The following is a 20,560-nucleotide window of genomic DNA, read 5'->3' as shown; positions in this document are numbered from 1 at the left end:
CGGATCGCGGGCCCCGTCAGGCGGTGTGCACCTCCTGCGCCAGCAGGCGCTCGGCCAGCCGGACCACGGGCGCGTCGACCATGCGGCCGTCGACCTTGACCACGCCGCCGCCGGCCGCGCGCACCGCCTCACAGACGCGAAGCGCCCAGCCCCGCTCGTCGGCGCTGGGCGTAAAGGCGGCCTGCACGACCGCGACCTGTTCGGGATGCACGCACAACTTGGCGCCGAAGCCGCCCCGGCGCGCGCGCGCCGCCTCGGCCGCGAGCCGCGCCGTGTCGCGCCAGTCGGCCGTGATGCCGTCCACCGGCGGCGCCAGGCCCGCGCGGCGCGAGGCCAGCAGCAGCGCGAGCCGCACCGGCACCAACTCGGCCTCGTCGGGCCCGCAGGCCAGGCCCGCATCGAGCTGGAAATCCAGATGGCCGAACACCAGGCGCAGCACCTGCGGCGCGGCGGCCAGCGCAGCGAGCGCATCGAGGCCGGCCACCGATTCGATCAACGGCAGCAGCGCCACGCCAGGCCCCACGGCACCCGCAAGGGCCACGAGATCGCCGGCGCGCTCGGCCTTGGGCAGCAGCACGCCGGCCAGCTGCCGCCGCGCCGCGAGGCGCGCGACCAGCGCCAGGTCGTCCGCATGCCAGGGCGTGTCGCAGGCGTTGATGCGCACCAGCAGCCGGCCGTGCGCGTTGCTCGTCAGGGCCGCGAAGCTGTGATCGAGCTGCATGCGCGCCGCCGCCTTTCGCTCGGGCGCCACCGCGTCCTCGAGGTCGACGATGACCGCGCCCGCGCCGCTGGCCAGCGCGCGCGCATGGCGCTCGGGCCGGTCGCCCGGCACGAACAGGAAGCTGCGGGCCAGGGCCAGCGTCGTCATGCGGCGGCCTCGAGCAGCGGGCCGACCACCGGCGCATCGGCCACGCGCCACAGCGCGGCGATGATGCTGCGCATCCCGGCCTCGCTCGCACCACCGCTGAAGGCCGCGAGCCGCAGCGCCTTGGCCGTGATCTCGTCGCGGCTCAACGTGTTGCCCGGGTCGCCCTTGGGCTCGTCGACCCGGCCTTCGAGCACACGGCCGTCGCGGGTGCGCACGGTGACCTTGCCGATCCAGCGGCGTGGGTACGCGGCGTCGACCTCGGCATCGAGCACCATCTGCACGCGCTCGCGCAGAGCCACGGTGGCGTCGTCGCGGAAGTGCGCGTCGAACTCGGCCAGCCCGGCCTGGCCGAAGCGTGCGACCAGCGCCAGCACCGTGCCCATCGAGAACTTCGACTGGTGCACCGTGGCCGGGTCGACCACCGGCCCGAGCACGTCGATCGCGCCCTGGTGCACGTGGGTCTGCACGCGGTCGATGTCCTCGGCGCGCAGGCCGTGCGCCTGCATCACCGCCAGCAGTGCATCGGCGGCCGGGTGCGTGTGGCGGCAGGAGGCGTGGTACTTGAACGAGGTCTCGGCCAGCGCCCAGCGCGTGCCCAGGCCGTCGACCAGCTTCGCCGGATCGGCGTCGCTCGACATGCCCGCCGCCAGGCCCTGCGGTCCCTCAAGGATCTGCTGCGCGCCGGTGAAGCCGTCGCGCGCCAGGCTCGCGGCCATCAGGCCCGCGGCGGCCGCGTGCGCGGTGTGCAGCTGCTTTGAATCGGCGGCCGTGCGCAGGAACTCCCACAGCCCCGCGGCCTGCGTGCCGGCCGAGCCGAAGGCATGCTGCATGCGCGCGGCGTCGAGGCCCAGCAGATGGCCGGCCGTGGCCGCCGCGGCCAGCGTGCCCGCGGTGCCGGTGGTGTGGAACACCTTGTAGTGCGAGCGCCCGAGGAATTCGCCGACCCGGATGCCGACCTCGTAGCCCGCCACCGCGGCCGTCAGCAACTGCCGGCCGCTCGCGCCCAGCGCCTGCGCCCAGGCCAGCGCGACCGGGAACACCACCGTGGCCGGATGGAACACCGAGCCGTTGTGCACGTCGTCCTGCTCGGCCACGTGCGAGGCGGCGGCGTTCACCATCGCCGCGAAATAAGGGCTGCTGCGGCCGCCGCCCACCAGCAGTTCGCTCGCGCCCTCGGCCGGGCCCATGGCGCGCGCGAAGGCCGCGATGGTCTCGACCGGGCGCGTGCCGTGGCCGGCGATGGCCGAGCCGAACCAGTCGACCAGCAGGTCTTCGGCGCGGCGCAGCACGGGCGCGGGAATGTGTTCGAAGCGCAGTTCGGCCGCGAAGCGGGCCAGCGTGGCGGTGCCCATCAGATGGCCTCCGCCGCGCGCAACGCCGCGATGGTCACGGCATCGCGGCCCAGCGATTGCAGGATCGCCTCGGTGTGCTCGCCCACCGCCGGCACCGGGTCCATGCGGTAGTCGAAGGCGCTCTGCCGGCCCGGCGGCAGCAGCGCGGGAATCGGGCCCGCGGGCGAGCCGACCTCGCGCCAGCGCGCGCGCGCCTGCAGTTGCGGATGCGCCCACAGCCCGGCCATGTCGTTCATGCGCGCGTTGGCGATCTGCGCCGCATCGAGCCGCTCGAGCACCTGCGCGGTGCTCAGCGTGGAGAAGGTCTCGAGGATGACGGCCTGCAGCGCCTCGCGGTTCGCGTTGCGCCGGGCATTGGCGTCGAAGCGCGCATCGCCGGCGAGCGCGGGCTGCAGCAGCACCTTCTCGCAGAACAGCTGCCACTCGCGTTCGTTCTGCAGGCCCAGCATCACGGTGCCGCCATCGCCGGCCGCGAAGGGGCCGTAGGGGTAGATGGTGGCGTGCGCGGCCGCGTTGCGCGGCGGCGGCGGGGCGCCCTGGTAGGCGTAGTACATCGGGTAGCCCATCCACTCGGCCAGCGACTCGAGCATCGAGACGTCGATGTGCGATCCCCGGCCCGTCTTGCCACGCTGCATCAGCGCGGCCAGCACGCCGGTGTAGGCGTACATGCCCGCGGCGATGTCGGCGATCGAGTTGCCGGACTTGCAGGGGGTGTCGGGCGTGCCGGTGACCGAGAGGAAGCCGGCCTCGCTCTGGATCAGCAGGTCGTAGGCCTTCTTGTCGCGGTAGGGCCCGTCCTCGCCGTAGCCCGAGATGTCGCAGACGATCAGCGCCGGGTGCGCCGCCTGCAACGTCTCGTAGCCCAGGCCCATGCGTGCCGCGGCGCCGGGCGCGAGGTTCTGCACCAGCACGTCGGCGCCGGCGATCAGTTCCTGCAACACGGCCAGCGCGGCCGGCTGCTTGAGGTCGAGCGTGAGGCTTTCCTTCGAGCGGTTGACCCAGACGAAGTGCGAGGCCTCGCCGTCGACACGCTGGTCGTAGGCGCGCGCGAAGTCGCCCGTGCCGGGCCGCTCGACCTTGATCACGCGCGCGCCCAGGTCGGCCAGCTGGCGGGTGCAGAACGGGGCCGCGATGGCGTGTTCGAGCGAGATGACGGTGATGCCGTCCAGGGGTCGGGTCATGGCGGCCTCCGTCAGAACGAACGTGGCAGCCCGAGCAGGTGCTCGGCCACGTAGGAATGGATCAGGTTGGTCGAGATCGGCGCCACCTGGTAGAGCCGGGTCTCGCGGAACTTGCGCTCCACGTCGTATTCGCAGGCGAAGCCGAAGCCGCCGTGCGTCTGCAGGCAGGTGTTGGCCGCCTCCCAGCTGGCCTTGGCCGCCAGGTACTTGGCCATGTTGGCCTCGGCGCCGCAGGGCCGGCCCGCGTCGAACAGCGCGCAGGCCTTGAAGCGCATCAGGTTGGCGGCCTCGGTCTCGATGTAGTCGGCCGCGATCGGGAACTGGATGCCCTGGTTCTGGCCGATCGGGCGGCCGAAGACCTGGCGCTCGCTCGCATAGCGGCGCGCCTTGTCGATGAACCAGTAGGCGTCGCCGATGCACTCGGCCGCGATCAGCGTGCGCTCGGCGTTGAGCCCGTCGAGGATGTACTTGAAACCCTGGCCCTCCTCGCCGATCAGGTTCTCCGCCGGGATCTCGAGGTTGTCGAAGAACACCTCGTTGGTCTCGTGGTTGACCATGTTCAGGATGGGTCGCACCGTCATGCCGTGGCCGATCGCGCTCTTCAGGTCCACGATGAAGATCGACATGCCCTCGGACTTCCTTTTCACCTCGGCCAGCGGCGTGGTGCGGGCCAGCAGGATCATCAGGTCGGAGTGCTGGATGCGCGAGATCCAGACCTTCTGGCCGTTGACGACATAGCGGTCGCCCTTCTTCACGGCCGTGGTCTTGAGCTGCGTGGTGTCGGTGCCGGTGCTGGGCTCGGTCACGGCCATCGACTGCAGCCGCAGCGCGCCGCTCGCGATCCGCGGCAGGTACTGGCGCTTCTGCGCCTCGCTGCCATGGCGCAGCAGCGTGCCCATGTTGTACATCTGGCCGTGGCAGGAGCCTGCGTTGCCGCCGGAGAAGTTGATCTCCTCCATGATCACCGAGGCCTCGGTCAGGCCCAGGCCCGAGCCGCCGTACTCGGTGGGGATCAGCGCGGCCAGCCAGCCGGCCTCGGTCAGCGCGTTCACGAAGGCTTCGGGGTAGCCGCGCGCATGGTCGACCTGCTGCCAGTAGGTGGCGTCGAAGCCGCCGCACAGCGCGCGCAGGGCCTCGCGCATCGCCTGGTGGTCGTCGGGGGTGGGGATCTCGGTCTTCATGCTGTCTTTCTCAAGCCAGGGTGGCGGTCGCGCTCATCGTGAGCCAGCCGTCGGCGTCCTCGCCCCAGAGGTGGAAGGTCTTGCCGTCGGCCTCCGGACGGCCGTGCAGCCGGAACGGCGCGGTGTCGAAGGTGGGCCGCACGGCGCGGAATTCGAAGTGCGAGAGGACCGCATCCGGCCGCTCGCGGCGCAGCAGGTCGACCAGCAAGGTGGCGATCAGCGGGCCATGCACGATCAGGCCCGGATAGCCCTCGACCTCGCTCACGTAGCGGCGGTCGTAGTGGATGCGGTGGCCGTTGAAGGTCAGCGCCGAGTAGCGGAACAAGAGCACGTCGTCGGGCACGACGGTGCGGCTGAAGGCGGCGCCCGCCGGGGCCGGCGTGGGTGCGGGCGCGGCTTCGCCGGGGGCCGCGGCGGCGCGGTAGACGATGTCGTGCTCCTCGGTGAGCGCGAGGCCGTGGGCGTTGTGCACTTCGTGCCGAACGCACACGAAGACCAGCGCACCGCTGCGGCCCGCCTTGTGCGTGACCGAGCCGATGGTCGACACGCGCCGCACCGCATCGGCCACGCGCAGCGGGTTGGCTGCCTCCCATGCGAACCGGCCGCCGGCCCACATGCGGCGCGGCAGCGGCACCGGCGGCAGGAAGCCGCCGCGCCGCGCATGGCCGTCGGGACCGATCTCGGACTGGCGGTGGTGCGGCAGGAAGTAGAGCCAGTGCCAGAGTTCGGGCAGGCGTGTGCCGGTCTCGGGCGCGGCATCGTCGCGGTCGAGCGTGGCGGACAAGGCACGCAGCGGTGCGGCGGTGATCTCGTCGTGCAGCGTTTCGCTGCGGCCCTGCCAGGCCTGCAGCGCGGCGAGCCCGTCGGCATCGAGGAAGGAAGGAGAAGAGGTGGAACTGTTCATGCGAGCCGCCATGGTCGTGCCCGCGCCGCCTGCGCACAATCTGCGAGTTTGGAACCGAGCCTTCGGAATCCGCGAAGCCTTGCTAGCATCGGCGCATGCAATTCGACCTGACCGACCTGCGCCTGTTCGTCGCCACCGCCGAGCTGGGCAACCTCACGCGTGCGGCCGAGCGCCAGCACCTGTCGCTGGCCGCGGCCAGCGCGCGCATCAAGGCGTTGGAAACCCAGGCTGGGTTGCAGCTGCTGACGCGCGAGGCGCGCGGCGTGCGCCTGCTGCCGCAGGGCGAGGCCTTCCTGCACCACGCCCGACTGGTGCTGCACCAGACGGACCGGCTGCGCGACGAACTGCTGGCCTACGGCGGCGGGCTGCGCGGCCACCTGCGGGTGTTCGCCAACACCACGGCCGTGACCGACTTCCTGCCCGAACTGCTGCCGGCCTTCCTGGCGGCGCATCCGCGCATCAACGTCGACCTTCAGGAGAAACCGAACGCTCAGATCCCGCGCGGTGTGCTCGAGGGCCGGGCCGACATCGGCATCGTCGCGGGCAACGTCGACACGCTGGGCCTGGAGGCGATCCACTTCAGCACCGACCGGCTGGTGCTCGTCACCTCACGCCAGCATCGCTTCGCCAGGCGCAAGCGCATCGCCTTCGCCGAGACGCTGGACGAAGACGCGGTGGGCATGGCGCAGGGCAGCACGCTGCAGGCCTTCCTGACGCAGATCACCGAGCACCTGGGCCGGCGCCAGAAGCTGCGCATCCAGCTGGGCAGCTTCGACGCCATGTGCCGCATGATCGGCAGCGGCGTGGGCATCGGCGTGGTGCCCGAATCGGCCGCGCGCCGCAACCAGCAGGGCATGCAGCTCGCGCTGATCGAACTCAGCGACGACTGGTGCGTGCGCGAGCGCTACCTGCTGGTGCGCGAGCGCGCCAGCCTGCCGACCTACGCCAAGGCGCTGGTCGAGGCGCTGTGCGAGCACTATGCGCAGGTAGACAAGCTGGACGTCGGCTGACACTCGGCACCGTGCCGGCCAAGTATGCTTGGCCCGATGCTGACCCTCACGGCCCTCGTCTGCCCGCAATGCGCCGCACCGCTGCCCCGTGCGGCACGCTGGCGCACCGTGCAATGCCCGTACTGCGGTGCCACCGTCATGCGCGGCGAGGAGATCATCCAGCGCGCCGACTTCCGTGCCGCCTGGCTGCGCGCGCAATCGCACGCGGCGGACGGCCAGATCTTCCAGTGGCGGGATGCGCGCTACCGCGTGCTGGTGCCGCTGGGCCACGGCCTGCACCATGAGGTGCTGCTGGCCCAGCGCCTGGGCGCCGCGCCCGAGCGCGTCACCGTGAAGCTCGCGCATGTGGCCGGCCATGCCGACGCGCTGCGCCAGGAGTTCGACGTGCTGCGCGCGCTGCAGAAGCTGCAGGGCCCGGGCGCCGCCTACTTCACGCGCCGCCTGCCGCAGCCCATCGGCGTGGGCGCGGCCACCACGGCCGCCGGCGGCTCGCACGACGCGCTGCTGCTGCGCCACCCGCCCGGCCATTGGGGCAGCCTGGCGGCCGTGGCGCAGGCCCAGCCCGAGGGCATCGATGCGCGCCATGCCGTCTGGCTGTGGCGCCGCATGCTCGAGTTGCTGGGCTTCGTGCATTCCCACGGCTGGACCCATCGCGACCTGACACCCGCGCACGCGCTCGTGCATCCGCACGACCACGGCGTGCTGCTGGTCGGCTGGCGCGAAGCGCGGCAGGCCGAAGGCCGGGCGTTGGCCGATGCGGTGGCGCACGACCTGCGGCAGTCGGCCTGGGCGATCCGCGCGGTGCTGCACGGCAGCCGCGATGGCGGCACGCCCGGCCTGGGCGCGCACACGCCCGCGCCGCTCGCCGAGCTGCTGCGCCGTTGCAGCGAAGACGGCACGACCCTGGACGCGGCCGCCCTCCAGACCGCGCTGACCGAGGCCGCGCTGGCTTCCTTCGGCGCCCCCCGATTCATCCCTTTCAACCCCGCGCCGCACGGCGCGTGAACCCCAGGAGTCAACGAGATGGGCTATGGCAACTACTCGCACGCGGCCCATGCCGCGCTGCTCGCCGACCGTGCCGCGCAACCCGGCCAGGAGGTCTTCACCCAGCGCGGCGTGCACACGCTGATGAACCCGCGCGGCCTCAAGGTGCGCGAATCGCGCGACAACGCCGACCATCCGAACTCGCTGCCGGTGGTGTTCGCACTCGACGTCACAGGCTCGATGGGCGACATCCCGCAGCTGCTCGCGCGCCAGGAGCTGCCGACCTTCATGAAGCTCCTGACCGACTGCGGCGTCGCCGACCCGCAGCTGATGTTCATGGCCATCGGCGACGCGGTGTCGGACTCGGCCCCGCTGCAGGTCGGCCAGTTCGAATCGACCGCCGAACTCATGGACCAGTGGCTCACCTCGAGCTACCTCGAAGGCGGCGGTGGCGGCAGCGGCGAGGAGAGCTACGAGCTGGCCTTCTACGTGCTCGCCCAGCACACCGACAGCGACGCCTGGGCCCAGCGCAAGAAGCGTGGCTACCTGTTCATGACCGGCGACGAACTGCCCTACAACGCCGTCTCTCGCCACCAGATCGAGGCGCTGATCGGCGACAAGCTCGACGAGGACATCCCGATCGAGGAAGTGATCGCGGCCGCGGCCGAGACCTACCACCTGTTCTTCCTGATCCCCGACGCGCAGCGCCGCCGCCGGTGCGAGGGCCGCTGGCGCGAACTGCTGGGCGACCATGTGATCTGCATGGACGCGCCGGAAGACGCCTGCGCCGTGGCCGCGGGCATCGTGGCGCTGACCGAGCACGCCGTGACGGGCCTCCAGGGGCTCACGCAGGTGATGGCCGCGCACGGCACACCCAAGGAACGCATCGCCACGGTCGCGCATGCGCTCGAGGCCTATGCCGAGCTGCTGGACCCGAACGCGCCCCGGCGCGCGCGACCCACCGCGGCGACCGCGACCACCGCCCTCGGCTCGTGGTGGAAGAAGCTGGTCGGATGAAGACCCTGCGACGGTGACGCGCTACGTCTCGCTGCTGGGCCTGGGCTTCGGCGACTGCGGCAAGGGCCTGTTCACCGACCACCTCTGCCGCACCGAGGCCGCCCACACCGTCGTGCGCTTCAACGGCGGCGCGCAGGCCGGCCACAACGTGGTGCTGGCCGACGGCCGGCACCACACCTTCTCGCAGTTCGGCGCCGGCAGCTTCGTGCCCGGCACGGCCACGTTGCTCGCAAGCCCGGTGATCGTGCATCCGACCGGGCTGCTGATGGAGCACGCGGCGCTGGAAAAAGCCGGCGTGCACGATGCCTTCGCGCGCCTGCAGATCGACGCGCGCTGCCGCGTCACCACGCCCTTCCACCAGGCCGCGGGCCGGCTGCGCGAATGGGCGCGCGGCGCGCAGGCGCATGGCAGCTGCGGCGTGGGCGTCGGCGAGACGGTGCGCCAGGCGCTGGCGCAGCCCGACACCGTGCTGCGCTATGGCGACCTGCGGCATCCGGCGCGCGCACTCGAAACGCTCGAAGCCATCCGCCGCGCGCTGCACGACGAATTCGCATCGCACGCGCCGCCACACGCCGCATGGGCCCAGGAGTTCGCGCTGTTGGCGAGCCCGCAGGTGGCGCGGCGCTGGCTGGCCGCGGTGCAGCCCTGCCTCGAACGCGCACCGCCGGCCTCGGTCGACGCGGTGGCCGCGCGGCTCGCCCGGCCGGGCTGCGTGGTGTTCGAGGGCGCGCAGGGCGTGCTGCTCGACGAAGCGCGCGGCTTCCATCCGCACACCACCTGGAGCACGGTCTCGACGCAGGCGGTGGAGGATGTGCTGGGCGACGCCGGCATCGCCGCGCGCGTCGAGCACCTGGGCGTGCTGCGCAGCCACCTCACGCGCCATGGCGCCGGCCCGCTGCCTACGGCCGATGCCGCGCTCGACCGCCTGCCCGAGCCGCACAACGCCGACACCGGCTGGCAGGGCCGCTTCCGCCGCGGCCATCCCGATGCGCTGCTGTGGGCGTATGCGCTGCAGGCCGTCGGCCGGCTCGACGGCCTGGTCGCAAGCCACCTCGATGCGATCGATGCAGCCCATCCGCTGCGGTGGTGCGAGGCCTACCGGATCGATGGCGAGCCCGACCCGGTGCGCGCCCTGCCCTGCTCGCCCGTGCCCGACCTCGATGCGCAGGCCGCGCTGACCCAGCGGCTGCTGCGTGCCGAGCCCACATACGACGCCGTGCCCGTGTCCACGCCCGCGCAATGGATCGAACGCGTGCAATCGCTGGCCGGGCTGCCGGTGAAGCTGACGTCGTTCGGCCCCACCTCCGCGCACGTTCGGGCCTGAGCCCGCCGATCCGCGCATATCGATCCTCGGAAAACTTCCTTGGCCGCCATCGCGGCGCTGGGTAGGGTCGCTGTCTCACGACATACAGGCGATCTTCCCCATGGGCGCACGCGATTTCCTCCAGCACTCGGCACTTTCGACCAACGACGGCCAGCGCCGCCACGAGGCCGACGTGCTCGTCATCGGCGGGGGCCCGGCCGGTACCTGGGCCGCGGTGAGCGCTGCGGCGCAGGGCGCGCGCGTGGTGCTCGCCGACAAGGGCTTCTGCGGCACCTCGGGCGCCACCGCGCCCTCGGGCACGGGCCTGTGGCACGTCTCGCCCGAGGGCACGGCGCGCGCCGACGCCAAGGCCGCGCGCTTCGCCATGGGCGGCCACCTGGCCGAGCACGCCTGGATGGACCGCGTGCTGGCCCAGACCTGGGACAACGTCGAGCGGCTCAAGGAATGGGGCTACCCCTTCCCCACCGACGACGAAGGCCAGCTGCGCTGCAACTCGCTGCAGGGCCCCGAATACATGCGGCTGATGCGCAAGCGGGTCAAGGCATCCGGCGCGCGCATCCTCGACCACAGCCCCGCGCTGGAGCTGCTGGTCGACGAGCACGGCACGGTCTGCGGCGCCACCGGCGTCAACCGCCAGAGCGGCGAGACCTGGGTGGTGCGTGCCGGCGCGGTGGTGATCGCCACCGGCGGCTGCGCCTTCCTGAGCAAGGCGCTGGGCTGCAACGTGCTGACCGGCGACGGCCAGCTGATGGCGGCCGAGGTCGGCGCCTCGCTGTCGGGCATGGAGTTCTCCAACGCCTACGGCCTGGGGCCGGCCTTTTCGTCGGTCACCAAGTCGCTGTTCTACAACTGGGCCACCTTCTACGACCGCGACGGCCAACCCGTCGAAGGGGCAGGCTCCTCGCGCGGGCGCAGCATCATCGCGCAGACCCTGCAGACGCAGCCGGTGTTCGCCTGCATCGACCGCGCCGACGCGCAGATCCGCGCCTGGATGCGCACCGCGCAACCCAACTTCTTCGTCTCCTTCGACCGCCAGGGCATCGACCCCTTCACCCAGCACTTCCCCGTGACGCTGCGGCTCGAAGGCACGGTGCGCGGCACCGGCGGGCTCAACCTGGTCGACGACAGCTGCGCCACCTCGGTGCCCGGCCTCTACGCCGCGGGCGATGCGGCCACGCGCGAGCTGATCTGCGGCGGTTTCACCGGCGGCGGCAGCCACAACGCGGCCTGGGCGCTGTCCTCGGGCTTCTGGGCCGGCGCGGGTGCGGCCGCCTTCGGCAAGGACGCACGCAGCGCGGGCGCCCAACGCCTGGCCCTGCGCGCGGGCGGCGTGGCGCTGAACACGCGCGGCGCAATGCCCTTCGACAGCAACGCCGTGGTGCGCGCCGTGCAGGACGAAGTCTTTCCCTACGAACGCAACTGGTTCCGCCAGGGCGAGGTGCTCGACGCTTCGCTGGCGCGGCTCGATGCGCTGTGGGCGCAGCTGCGTACCAGCGCACCGGCGCCCACCGCCGCCGACGCGGTGCGCGCCCGCGAAGCCGCGGCCATGCTCGCCACGGCGCGCTGGATGTACCGCAGCGCGCTGCAGCGCACCGAAACCCGCGGCATGCACCGGCGGCGCGAGCACGGCGCGCTCGACCCGTCACAGCAGCACCGGCTGCTCAGCGGCGGGCTCGACGAGGTGTGGGTGCAGCGGCAGGCGGTGCATGCCGAATCCGCGTCGGAGGTGACGGCGTGATCGAGCTCATCAGCGCCGAGCGCTGCACCGCCTGCAACATCTGCGTCAACGCCTGCCCGACCAACGTGTTCGAAGCCGTGGCCGGCGGCCCGCCGCGCATCGCGCGCCAGGACGACTGCCAGACCTGCTTCATGTGCGAGCTCTACTGCCCCGAGGACGCGCTGTACGTCGCGCCCATCGCCGACCGCCGAGCCACCGCCGAGGAGCGCGAACCCGCCACCGCCGCGCTGATGGGCAGCTACCGCAGCGCCGTCGGCTGGGGCCGCGGGCGCCAATCGACCGCGTCGGACGATGCCAGCTTCCACCTGCTGGGCCGCGCGCACTGAACCGCCTTCCCCTTTCCTCCCCTCTTTCAACGTGAACGCTTCATCCCCCACCCGCCGCCGCCTGCTCCAGGGCGCACTCGGCGCCGCCGCGGCCAGCACCCTGCCCGGCCTTGCCATCGCCCAACCCCAAAGCGCGAACGGCGTGCTGCGCCTGGGCTACATCGGCCCGGGCAAGAAGCCCGCGGCCGCCACCGGCTGGGCACTGCGCGAAGGCGGGCTGCTGAAGGAACTCGCGCCGCTGGGCATCCGCGAGATCGTCACGCGCAACTTCCCCAACGGGCCCGACCTCAACGAGGCCTTTCTTTCGGGCGTGCTCGACGTGGGCATCTACGGCGACACGCCGGCCGTGGTCGCGCGCGCACGCGGCTTCGACGCGCAGCTGATCGGCTTCGACACCGTGGGCATGAACGTCTGGCTGCTCACGCCGCGCGGCGGCGTGCGCAGCGTGAAGGAACTCGAAGGCCAGACCATCGGCGTGGCGCGCGGCTCCTACATGCACCGCTACGTGCTGGGCCTGCTCAAGGAACACGGCCTGCAGAAGTCGGTCAAGGTGATCCACATGTTCCCGCGCGACAGCGAGGCCGCGCTCGACCGGGGCTCGATCGCCGCCTTCGCGGCGCAGACCGACGTCGGCCCGCTGCTGGCCTCGCGCGGCTACCCGGTGATCGACCAGGCCGACCAGCATCCGACACTGCGCGGCACGCAGGTGATCATCGCCTCGCAGAAGACGCTGGCCGCCGCGCCCGGCCTGCCCGCCGCCTGGACCCGCGCGCGCCACACCGCGCTGCAGGACATCCGGCGCCGCAGCGACGCCTACTTCGACTTCCATGCCGAGGTCAGCGGCTTCCCGCTCGAGGTGGTGAAGATCTCGCACCCGCTCTCGCAGTTTCCCGACGTCGCCTACCCGGCCGAAGGCCTGGCGCTGCTGGGCGAGGTCAAGCGCTTCCTGCTGAGCGAGAAGCTGATCGACAAGGATTTCTCGCTCGACGACTGGCGAGTGAACGACGCCTGATCCTGCCGTCCCGACCCGGCCTCGCCACGCGCGTGCGGCATCATGGTGGCCTTGCCACCCGCAGCACACACGAGGACCACACCGATGATCATCGGCATCGACCTGGGCACCACCCACAGCCTGGCCGCCGTCTGGAAGGACGGCCGCCCCCACCTGGTGGTGAACGCGCTGGGCGCCTACCTCACGCCCTCCTGCGTGAGCATCGACGAAGACGGCAGCGTGCTGGTCGGCCAGGCCGCGCGCGACCGGCTGCAGACGCATCCCGAACAGACCGCCGCGCTGTTCAAGCGCTACATGGGCAGCGACAAGACCTTCCAGCTCGGCGCGCGCAGCTTCCGCGCCGAGGAACTCTCGTCGCTGGTGCTGCGCTCGCTCAAGGCCGATGCCGAAGCCATGCTGGGCGAGCCCGTGACCGAGGCCGTGATCACCGTGCCCGCCTACTTCTCCGACAGCCAGCGCAAGGCCACGCGCATCGCGGGCCAGCTCGCCGGGCTGCAGGTGGAGCGGCTGGTCAACGAGCCGACGGCCGCCGCGCTCGCCTACGGCCTGCACCAGGACGAGGACGCGACCCAGTTCCTGGTGTTCGACCTGGGCGGCGGCACCTTCGATGTCTCGATCCTCGAGATGTTCGAGGGCGTGATGGAGGTGCGCGCGACCGCCGGCGACAACTTCCTCGGCGGCGAGGACTTCGTCAACGAGATCGTGCAGCTGTTCTTCGCCGAGACCGGCCTGCCTGAAACGGCACGCGCCGACGGCGCGTTCATGCAGCAGCTGGTGGCGCGCGCCGAAGTCGCCAAGCGCGCGCTGTCGGACCACGAGAGCGCCACCCTCGCGCTGCACTGGCGCGACCGCGAGCACACGCTGGTGCTGACGCAAGAGCGCTTCCGCGCGATCAGCGAGCCGCTGCTGGCCCGGCTGCGCGCGCCGGTCGAACGTGCGCTGCGCGACGCCAGCATCCGCGCCGGCGAGATCGACAACGTGGTGCTGGCCGGCGGCGCGACCCGCTCGCCCATCGTGCGCCAGATGGTCACGCGCATGTTCGGCCGCTTCCCCGCGATGGACATCAACCCCGACGAGGTGGTGGCGCTGGGCGCGGCCGTGATGGCCGGCCTGAAGGCGCGTGACGCGGCGCTCAAGGAAGTCGTGATGACCGACGTCTGCCCCTACACGCTGGGCGTCGAGACCGTGCACCGCATGCCCGGCGGCGGCGAGGTCGACGGCTACTTCTCGCCCATCATCGAGCGCAACACCGTGGTGCCGGCCAGCCGCGTCAAGCGCTACGTGCCGGTGCGCGAAGGCCAGCGCATGCTCGCCCTCGAGATCTTCCAGGGCGAAGCGCGGCTGGTGCGCGACAACATCAAGCTCGGCATGCTCGAAGTGCCGTTGCCCCAGGGCCCGCGCGCCGAAGCCAACGTCGAGGTGCGCTTCACCTACGACGTGAACGGCCTGCTGGAGGTCGAAGCCACCGTGCTGGCCACGCAGGAAGTGCACCGGCTGGTGATCCAGGGCAACAGCGGCGTGCTGAGCGAATTCGAGATCGCCACGCGGCTCGCGCAACTGGCCGAGCTCAAGATCCATCCGCGCGACAAGGCCGAGAACCGGGCGCTGGTGGCGCAGGCCGAGCGCGTGTTCCAGCAGCTGCGCGCCGATGCGCGCGAGCGGCTGGGCGACGAGATCTCGCGCTTCGAGCTCACGCTGGAATCGCAGGACGAGCGGCAGATCCGCCCCGCGCGCGAGCGGCTGCGCAAGGCCATCGGCTTCTTCGAGCGCGACAGCCACTTCGACCCGGACTTCGTGTTTTGAGCGCCGTGACCGCCGCCTTCGAGCACCTCGGCATCGCGCCGACCCGCGACGCCAGGACCATCAAGCGCGCCTATGCGGTCGCGCTGAAAGCCATCGACCAGACCCACGAGCGCGAGGCCTTCGAGCGGCTGCGCCAGGCCTACGAGCAGGCGCTGGCCTGGGCCGCGCGCGGGGAGGAGGAGGAGGAGGAAGAAGAGCAGGAAGACGACGAAGAGGACAGCGACGAGGAGGAGGACGGCGGGCACCGGGACGACGAGGCGCCCGCCGGCACCCACGCCCCGGCCGGCCCCGAGACGCCGGATGCGCCCGCGCCGTTCGCACCGCCACCTGCCCAGTCAACCGCGCCGTTCGCACCGCCGCCTGCCCAGTCACCCGCGGCGCCCGTGCCGCCGCCGCAGCGCCCCGACGAGACGCGCCAGGCCCTGCAGCACTGGAGCACGCAATTGCGCGACGCCGCCCCCGGCGCCGTCGCGGCCCTGCTCGAGGAGGCGCTGACCGACCCGCGGCTGCTGCACCTCGACAGCCATGCGCAGCTCGAAGCCCGCATCGCCGGCCTGCTGCACGAGAACCCGGCCGGCCGCGCCGTGCTGTTCGACACCTCGGCCCGGCGCTTCCACTGGACCGACCGCAACGCCCGGCCGATTGCCAGCACCCAGGCCGCGCAGTGGATCTCGCGCGTGATCAACCAGGGCCTGCAATGGCAGGCGCAGACGCCGGCGGCGATCGCGCTCCAGCAGCAGGCGCTGGCCACGGTCGCGCGCGTGCCCTCGCCCCAGGCGGAACAGACACGCCGCTTCGCCGAGGTGCTCGAGCACCTGGCCAGCGACTTCCCCGACTGGTTCGCGCTGCACCTCGACGCGCAGGGCCACGCGCACCTGCCGGCATGGCAGGCGGTGCATGCGAAGCTCGCGCCCCGGTGGGCGCGCCAGGCCGCACGCAGGGAGCGTCACTTCGGCACGCCCCGCAAGACGCTGAACACGGTCGTCGGCGGCCTCTTCGTGCTGGTGCTGGTCACGGCCGTGCTCTCGGGCCTGATGACCCGCTTCCTCGGCAGCCCCGCATCGCCCACCGTGGCCGCGGCGCAGGGCAAGACCGGCATCGGTGCACCGCCCGCCACGCCCGAAGCGGTGCTGGCCTACGAGTTCACCGGCGCCGTGACCCGCGACAGCTGCGAAAGCGCCGAGGAGTTCGTGCACGAGTCCAACTGGCTGCAGGTCGGCGACAACGACGCGGTGGCCCTGCTCGCCACGCGCGCCATCCGCTGCCAGGACAAGGGCCTGTGGTCACGCAAGGACGACACGCTGATGGCCTGCCTGCGGGCCGAGCGCGCGGCGGCGCTGGCGGCCGGGCGGCCCGAGGAAGCGCAGCGCTGCCTGAAGCTCGACGCGGCGGGCAAATAGAAAGAAAACGCGGAGGCGCTACTGCAGCGCGCCCCAGCGCTCCACGGCCGGCTCGGCCAGCGCCCAGCGCCATCCGGCGTCGCCGCGGCACACCGTGGTCACGAAGGCGGGCCGCGTGGCCGGGGTGTTGCCGTCGGCCACGGTGAACAGCGCCTCCTTGCAGTTCGCCAGCGGCGTCTCGAAGGCGCGCAGCACGGTGAAGTCGCCGTGCGCATTCCTGTAGGGCAGCGAATGCACCACGTCCCAGGCGCCGCGCTGGCCCACGGCCGTGGCGCCGATCGCGGTGGCGATGCGGGTCTGCTCCTCGTCGCTCCAGTCGCGCAGCACGGTCTTCACGGTGGCGTCCACGGCGGCCTTGACCCCGATGCCGACCGCGATGCCCACGCCCGGGTTGGCCGTGGCCGCGCCCGAAGCCAGGCCCGCGACACCGCCCGAGAGGCCGCCGATGGACGAACAGCCGCACAGCAGCCAGGCCGCGGCGCCGGCCGCCGCCGCCCGCGCGCGCGCCCTCATTGCAAGGCTCCCCAGCGCGCCGTGGCCGGCTCGGCCGAGGCCCAGTCCCAGCGGGTGCCGTTGCGGCAGATGGCCGCGACGTAGAAGGCGTTGGCCATGGCCGTCGTCGTGGCGGGCGCCGAAGCGTCCGCGGCCCGGCGCGTGCGCCGGTCGACCGAGAACACGATCTCCTTGCACTCGAGCGCGCCCTGGCTGATCAGCCGGCTGACCGTGACCCGGCCCGCCTCTTCGTCCTCGATCGGCATCGACAGCACCGTATGCCAGGGCTTGACCTGACCGACCTGCAGGGCGCCCGCGACCTGTGCGATTTGCTGCTGCGCCTCGCTGTGCACCTTGCGCTGCCCGTACTGGATGCCGGCGCGCGTCGCGGCCTGCACCCCGATGCCGATGCCCGACGCCACGCCGGCGTTGTCGGTCACCGCGCTGGCCAGCGAACCGCCCAAGATGCCGGCGCCGGCCGAGCCGCCTTCCGCCAGCAGCGAACTGCAACCGCTGGTCGCGGCAGCCGCCAGCACCCAGCCCCAAACCATCCACCCACGACGCTTCATGGCGTTCTCCCTGATTTCACTGATGAAACACGGGAGGAACTCTAAGGGATGGGAAGGTGGCGCCGTGTCGGCATCCCCTGCCGCACCGGCACTTGATGTAACGGACTGTCGATCCGGCATACCTTTGAAACAGTAGTTACCCCTTCACAACGCAATCCGCTTCTGAAGGAAATTTGCGAAGTGCCAAATATTTCCATACCATCAACACCAATAATCGTACCCTTCGCGTAAATTTAGGAATTATTCCGATCCAAAACCGCAGCTTACTCCGCTGTTCATGCGAAGCCCTTCTTCAGAAACCTCCATACTCTCAACCCCATATGCCTCTTTCCACTCCGTCCGCCGTCGCGCTCCCCGCACGACCTCAGCCCCCGGTGTTCGCGTCGGAGGAGGCCCGCTTCCTTGATTACCCGGGTGCACGCGCACCCGACCGCCAGCGCCGCGTCGATGCCAACGGCGTGAGCCTGGCCTGCTACGAATGGGGCGCGCCCGACGCACCACCCGTGCTGCTGGTCCACGGCGCGCTCGACTTCGCGCGCACCTTTGACGTCTTCGCCCCGCTGATCGCCGACGCGGGCTTTCGCGTGGTCGCCTACGACCAGCGCGGCCACGGCGACTCCTCGCATGCGGCCCTCTACGGCTGGGTCGCCGACGAGCGCGACCTGCTCACGGTCGCCGATTCGGTCACGCGCCAGCCGATGCCCGTGATCGGCCACAGCAAGGGCGGCTCGCTGCTGATCCACGCCATCGAGGCCCTGCCGCATCGCTTCACGCGCTTTGCCTGCATCGACGGCATGCCCTACCGCAGCCCGCACCCGGACACCGCGATGCACGAGCGGCGCTACATGTCGCCCGAGATCATCGGCAACTGGCTGGCCCATCGCCACACCGCGGCCTCGGCCGAGCGCAAGCCCTCGCCGCTGCAGGACATCGCGCGCCGCCGCGCCCGCATGAACCCGCGGCTGAGCCACGAATGGCTGTGCTACCTCGTGACCCAGGGCGCGCAGCACGACGCCGATGGCTGGCGCTGGAAGCTCGACCCCGCAATCCGCCCCGGCGGCTTCGGCGCCATGCGCTCGCGCTGGATGACCGACCGGCTGCCCGGCTTTCCCGTGCCGCTGCTGGCGCTCTTCAGCACCATCTCCGAACCCATGGGCTGGGACTGCAGCCTCGAGGACCTCGCGCCCTTCCTGCCGCCGTCGGCGCGCGGCATCGCCATGCCCGACACCGGCCACTTCATCCACATCGAGCGCCCGCGCGAGACCGCCGAGCTGATCGTCGACTTCCTTCGCCCATGACCGAATTCCTCCCGCACGGACGCATCCGCCTGGCCCTGCACCGCCTGCGCCCCGCCCTGCAGCCCGACAGCCATCCCCTGCTGCTGCTGCATGGACTGGGCGAATCCCAGGCCGCCCATCTCCCCGCCACCTACGACGGCTGGCCCGGCCCGGTCCACGCCCTCGACTTCACCGGCCACGGCCAATCCTCCATCCCCGCCGGCGGCGGCTACAGCTGCGAAGTCCTCATGGGCGACGTCGACATCGCCCTCGCCCACATCGGCCCCGCCACCGTCTGCGGCCGCGGCCTGGGCGCCTACGTCGCCCTGCTCATCGCCGGCGCACGGCCCGACCGCGTGCTCGGCGCCATCCTGCTCGACGGCCCCGGCATGGCCGGCACCTGCAGCGCCTCCACCCCCTACATCCCGCTCGTCGACACCACGCAACCCGCGCCGCCCGACCCCTTCGCCATCGCCGAACTCGCCACCGACGCCCGACCGCCCGAGTACGCCGCGCACTTCGCGCACCTGGCCTCGCAGCGCTCGCACCTGCCGCACCCCATCACGGTGTGCACGCGCGAGCAGCCGCCCTGGCTGCGTGCCGTCATCGACCTGCTGGGTTGCCAGCCCGTCGCGGCGCAGCAGGCATGGCGGGCCTATGCGGCGCCGCAGCGCCCCGTGGCCGCGGCATGAGGCCCTGCGCCGCCACGCCGCCGTTCGCCCACACCACGGGGTGCCTCACCCCTAGAATGCCGCCTCACCGCCGCCCTCCCAGCAGATGTGCGATCGGCACACCCTTCACTCGCGACCATGACTCCTCCCACCGCTGAAGCCGGCGACCGCATGACGGGGCGCTACAAACAAAAGCGCGAGGCCATCCTCGATGCCGCGGCCAAGCTGTTCGACGAGAACGGCCTCAAGGGCACGACGCTGGCCGAGGTGGCGACGCAGGTGGGGCTGAGCACCAACAGCATCACCTACTACTTCAAGAAGAAGGAAGACCTGGTCTTCGAGTGCCTGATGCACACGACCAGCACCATCTCCGCAATCGCCGGCCAGTGCGCCACCGCGGACACGCCCGAGGAACGCGTCAACCTGTTCGTGGTCGAGCGCTGGAAGAAGGTGGCCGCGGCAGCCGAGGGCCACTATCCGGCCATGATGTCCTTCCGCGACGTGGGCGAGCTCGATGCGAGCTACACCAAGATCATCTTCTCGGCCTACGGCGACATGTTCCGTCGTGTGCGCAGCCTGCTGGCCACGGGCCCGGTCACGTCCGAGAACCGGATGTCGCTCAACGCCCGCACGCACCTGCTGCTGACCTCCACGCTGTGGACCCGCACCTGGCTGCCCAACTTCAGCGTTTCCTCCTACGGGCGCGTGGCCGCCTACATGTGCGACGTGCTGATCAATGGCCTGGTCGCGCCGGGCACCGTGTGGGCACCGACGGCGCTGGACCAGCGCGTATCGTCCATCCAGTTGCCCGAGCCCTCGAACCACGGCTTCCTCGCGGCCGCGATCAGCCTGGTCAACGAGGTGGGCTACAACGGCGCGTCCATCGACCGGATCTCCGCGCGCATGAGCGTGACCAAGGGCTCGTTCTACCACCACATCCCCAGCAAGGACGACCTGTTCGCCGAATGCGTGAGCCGCACGCTGGCGGTGGTCGAAGGCATGCAGGCCGCTGCACTGAGCGGCGAAGGCACGGGCGGAGACAAGCTGGCCGCGCTGGCGCGCTCGCTGATCAGCCACCATTTCTCGCCGCGCGGGCCGCTGCTGCGCATCACCGCCTGGACCGAGCTGTCGAACCTCAGCCAGTTCTACGACCAGATCCAGCCCCTGCGCCAGCTGACGCAAACCGTCATGGACTTCCTGGCCACCGGGATGATGGACGGGTCGCTGCGCCCCACGCACCAGGCCATCGCGGCCTGGATGGTGGTGGGCATGATCAACGGCTCCATGACGCTCGACCGATGGGTGCCCGGCTCCGAGAAGAGCGATGCGCTCGCGCTCTATCTGAAACCGCTGTTCTTCGGCATCTGCAACGAATGAGCCGCGCGCTCGCGCGCGCGGCATCGCAGCGGCGAACCACCGCCAGGCCGCCTTGGTAGACCGGCCTGGAAGTG

19 protein-coding genes are annotated in these 20,560 nt (G+C 71.6%); 12 read left to right on the top strand and 7 right to left on the bottom strand.

Translation table 11 applies throughout. The annotated features are described in order from the left end of the window. Positions 1-16: 16 nt before the first annotated feature. From K0H49_RS30380 to K0H49_RS30360, 5 genes are read right to left on the bottom strand one after another with little or no spacing between them, the layout of a single operon-like run. Positions 17-868 carry an HpcH/HpaI aldolase/citrate lyase family protein gene (locus tag K0H49_RS30380; protein ID WP_219220766.1) on the bottom strand — a complete coding sequence of 284 codons (852 nt, stop codon included), beginning with the start codon at positions 866-868 and terminating at the stop codon, positions 17-19. Next, positions 865-2,220: an MmgE/PrpD family protein gene (locus K0H49_RS30375; RefSeq protein ID WP_219220763.1), complete on the bottom strand. Its 1,356-nt coding sequence runs from the start codon at positions 2,218-2,220 to the stop codon at positions 865-867. Before K0H49_RS30375 ends, K0H49_RS30380 begins: the two co-directional genes overlap by 4 nt. Next, complete coding sequence (locus K0H49_RS30370) at positions 2,220-3,401, bottom strand: CaiB/BaiF CoA transferase family protein (RefSeq protein ID WP_219220761.1); 1,182 nt, start codon at positions 3,399-3,401, stop codon at positions 2,220-2,222. The genes K0H49_RS30375 and K0H49_RS30370 overlap by 1 nt, the downstream gene beginning before the upstream one ends. An 11-nt stretch (positions 3,402-3,412) precedes the next feature. Then, positions 3,413-4,582, bottom strand: a complete 1,170-nt coding sequence (locus tag K0H49_RS30365) for an acyl-CoA dehydrogenase family protein (protein ID WP_219220759.1) — start codon at positions 4,580-4,582, stop codon at positions 3,413-3,415. A 10-nt stretch (positions 4,583-4,592) separates the two neighbouring features. Beyond that, a complete protein-coding gene (locus tag K0H49_RS30360; protein ID WP_219220757.1) occupies positions 4,593-5,486 on the bottom strand; it encodes an FAS1-like dehydratase domain-containing protein in 894 nt (297 codons plus the stop codon). Positions 5,487-5,581: 95 nt separating this feature from the next. Here K0H49_RS30360 and K0H49_RS30355 point away from each other — a divergent pair, with 95 nt between their 5' ends. From K0H49_RS30355 to K0H49_RS30315, 9 genes are all read left to right on the top strand, one after another. After that, complete coding sequence (locus K0H49_RS30355) at positions 5,582-6,496, top strand: LysR substrate-binding domain-containing protein (RefSeq protein WP_219220755.1); 915 nt, start codon at positions 5,582-5,584, stop codon at positions 6,494-6,496. Positions 6,497-6,532: 36 nt separating this feature from the next. Then, positions 6,533-7,501, top strand: coding sequence for a lipopolysaccharide kinase InaA family protein (locus tag K0H49_RS30350; protein WP_219220753.1), 969 nt, complete (start codon positions 6,533-6,535; stop codon positions 7,499-7,501). An 18-nt stretch (positions 7,502-7,519) separates the two neighbouring features. After that, the gene (locus K0H49_RS30345) at positions 7,520-8,497 is read left to right on the top strand and encodes a VWA domain-containing protein (protein ID WP_219220751.1); all 978 of its coding nucleotides are present in this window, start codon (positions 7,520-7,522) and stop codon (positions 8,495-8,497) included. 13 nt (positions 8,498-8,510) lie between these two features. Next, positions 8,511-9,821, top strand: coding sequence for an adenylosuccinate synthetase (locus K0H49_RS30340; RefSeq protein WP_374122452.1), 1,311 nt, complete (start codon positions 8,511-8,513; stop codon positions 9,819-9,821). A 100-nt stretch (positions 9,822-9,921) separates the two neighbouring features. Next, entirely contained in the window at positions 9,922-11,559 is a 1,638-nt protein-coding gene (locus K0H49_RS30335; RefSeq protein WP_219220747.1) for an FAD-dependent oxidoreductase, read from the top strand. Beyond that, positions 11,556-11,885 carry a 4Fe-4S binding protein gene (locus K0H49_RS30330; RefSeq protein ID WP_219220746.1) on the top strand — a complete coding sequence of 110 codons (330 nt, stop codon included), beginning with the start codon at positions 11,556-11,558 and terminating at the stop codon, positions 11,883-11,885. The genes K0H49_RS30335 and K0H49_RS30330 overlap by 4 nt, the downstream gene beginning before the upstream one ends. A gap of 31 nt (positions 11,886-11,916) precedes the next feature. Beyond that, a complete protein-coding gene (locus K0H49_RS30325; protein WP_374122451.1) occupies positions 11,917-12,897 on the top strand; it encodes an ABC transporter substrate-binding protein in 981 nt (326 codons plus the stop codon). Between the two features lie 84 nt (positions 12,898-12,981). After that, positions 12,982-14,700 carry a molecular chaperone HscC gene (locus K0H49_RS30320; protein WP_219220741.1) on the top strand — a complete coding sequence of 573 codons (1,719 nt, stop codon included), beginning with the start codon at positions 12,982-12,984 and terminating at the stop codon, positions 14,698-14,700. Next, positions 14,697-16,100: a hypothetical protein gene (locus tag K0H49_RS30315; protein ID WP_219220739.1), complete on the top strand. Its 1,404-nt coding sequence runs from the start codon at positions 14,697-14,699 to the stop codon at positions 16,098-16,100. The genes K0H49_RS30320 and K0H49_RS30315 overlap by 4 nt, the downstream gene beginning before the upstream one ends. Before the next feature lie 18 nt (positions 16,101-16,118). Here the strand turns inward: K0H49_RS30315 and K0H49_RS30310 are convergent, their stop codons facing one another. Continuing rightward, on the bottom strand, positions 16,119-16,613 hold the full coding sequence (locus K0H49_RS30310) for a hypothetical protein (protein ID WP_219220737.1): 495 nt from the start codon (positions 16,611-16,613) through the stop codon (positions 16,119-16,121). Then, a complete protein-coding gene (locus tag K0H49_RS30305) occupies positions 16,610-17,161 on the bottom strand; it encodes a hypothetical protein (RefSeq protein WP_219220735.1) in 552 nt (183 codons plus the stop codon). Before K0H49_RS30305 ends, K0H49_RS30310 begins: the two co-directional genes overlap by 4 nt. A 374-nt stretch (positions 17,162-17,535) precedes the next feature. On the opposite strand from K0H49_RS30305, the gene K0H49_RS30300 reads away from it, so the two are divergent. The 3 genes from K0H49_RS30300 to K0H49_RS30290 all read left to right on the top strand — a co-directional run bounded on the left by K0H49_RS30300 (position 17,536) and on the right by K0H49_RS30290 (position 20,486). After that, the gene (locus K0H49_RS30300) at positions 17,536-18,459 is read left to right on the top strand and encodes an alpha/beta fold hydrolase (RefSeq protein WP_374122450.1); all 924 of its coding nucleotides are present in this window, start codon (positions 17,536-17,538) and stop codon (positions 18,457-18,459) included. After that, entirely contained in the window at positions 18,456-19,130 is a 675-nt protein-coding gene (locus tag K0H49_RS30295; RefSeq protein ID WP_219220730.1) for an alpha/beta fold hydrolase, read from the top strand. Before K0H49_RS30300 ends, K0H49_RS30295 begins: the two co-directional genes overlap by 4 nt. Before the next feature lie 117 nt (positions 19,131-19,247). Then, positions 19,248-20,486: a TetR/AcrR family transcriptional regulator gene (locus tag K0H49_RS30290; RefSeq protein ID WP_219220729.1), complete on the top strand. Its 1,239-nt coding sequence runs from the start codon at positions 19,248-19,250 to the stop codon at positions 20,484-20,486. Positions 20,487-20,560 lie beyond the last annotated feature (74 nt).

Source organism: Variovorax boronicumulans (assembly GCF_019352895.1).
GTDB lineage: Bacteria > Pseudomonadota > Gammaproteobacteria > Burkholderiales > Burkholderiaceae_C > Variovorax > Variovorax boronicumulans_A.
Note: the sequence above shows the minus strand (reverse complement) of the source record. Positions and strands in the feature narration are given on the sequence as shown.

Bases quoted from the DNA above. Each gene is read 5' to 3' on its own strand.
- K0H49_RS30350 (WP_219220753.1), top strand. From the start codon at position 6,533: ATGCTGACCCTCACGGCCCTCGTCTGCCCGCAATGCGCCGCACCGCTG.
- K0H49_RS30375 (WP_219220763.1), bottom strand. From the start codon at position 2,220: ATGGGCACCGCCACGCTGGCCCGCTTCGCGGCCGAACTGCGCTTCGAA.
- K0H49_RS30320 (WP_219220741.1), top strand. From the start codon at position 12,982: ATGATCATCGGCATCGACCTGGGCACCACCCACAGCCTGGCCGCCGTC.
- K0H49_RS30335 (WP_219220747.1), top strand. From the start codon at position 9,922: ATGGGCGCACGCGATTTCCTCCAGCACTCGGCACTTTCGACCAACGAC.
- K0H49_RS30380 (WP_219220766.1), bottom strand. From the start codon at position 868: ATGACGACGCTGGCCCTGGCCCGCAGCTTCCTGTTCGTGCCGGGCGAC.
- K0H49_RS30355 (WP_219220755.1), top strand. From the start codon at position 5,582: ATGCAATTCGACCTGACCGACCTGCGCCTGTTCGTCGCCACCGCCGAG.
- K0H49_RS30305 (WP_219220735.1), bottom strand. From the start codon at position 17,161: ATGAAGCGTCGTGGGTGGATGGTTTGGGGCTGGGTGCTGGCGGCTGCC.
- K0H49_RS30360 (WP_219220757.1), bottom strand. From the start codon at position 5,486: ATGAACAGTTCCACCTCTTCTCCTTCCTTCCTCGATGCCGACGGGCTC.
- K0H49_RS30365 (WP_219220759.1), bottom strand. From the start codon at position 4,582: ATGAAGACCGAGATCCCCACCCCCGACGACCACCAGGCGATGCGCGAG.
- K0H49_RS30295 (WP_219220730.1), top strand. From the start codon at position 18,456: ATGACCGAATTCCTCCCGCACGGACGCATCCGCCTGGCCCTGCACCGC.
- K0H49_RS30310 (WP_219220737.1), bottom strand. From the start codon at position 16,613: ATGAGGGCGCGCGCGCGGGCGGCGGCGGCCGGCGCCGCGGCCTGGCTG.
- K0H49_RS30290 (WP_219220729.1), top strand. From the start codon at position 19,248: ATGACTCCTCCCACCGCTGAAGCCGGCGACCGCATGACGGGGCGCTAC.
- K0H49_RS30370 (WP_219220761.1), bottom strand. From the start codon at position 3,401: ATGACCCGACCCCTGGACGGCATCACCGTCATCTCGCTCGAACACGCC.
- K0H49_RS30345 (WP_219220751.1), top strand. From the start codon at position 7,520: ATGGGCTATGGCAACTACTCGCACGCGGCCCATGCCGCGCTGCTCGCC.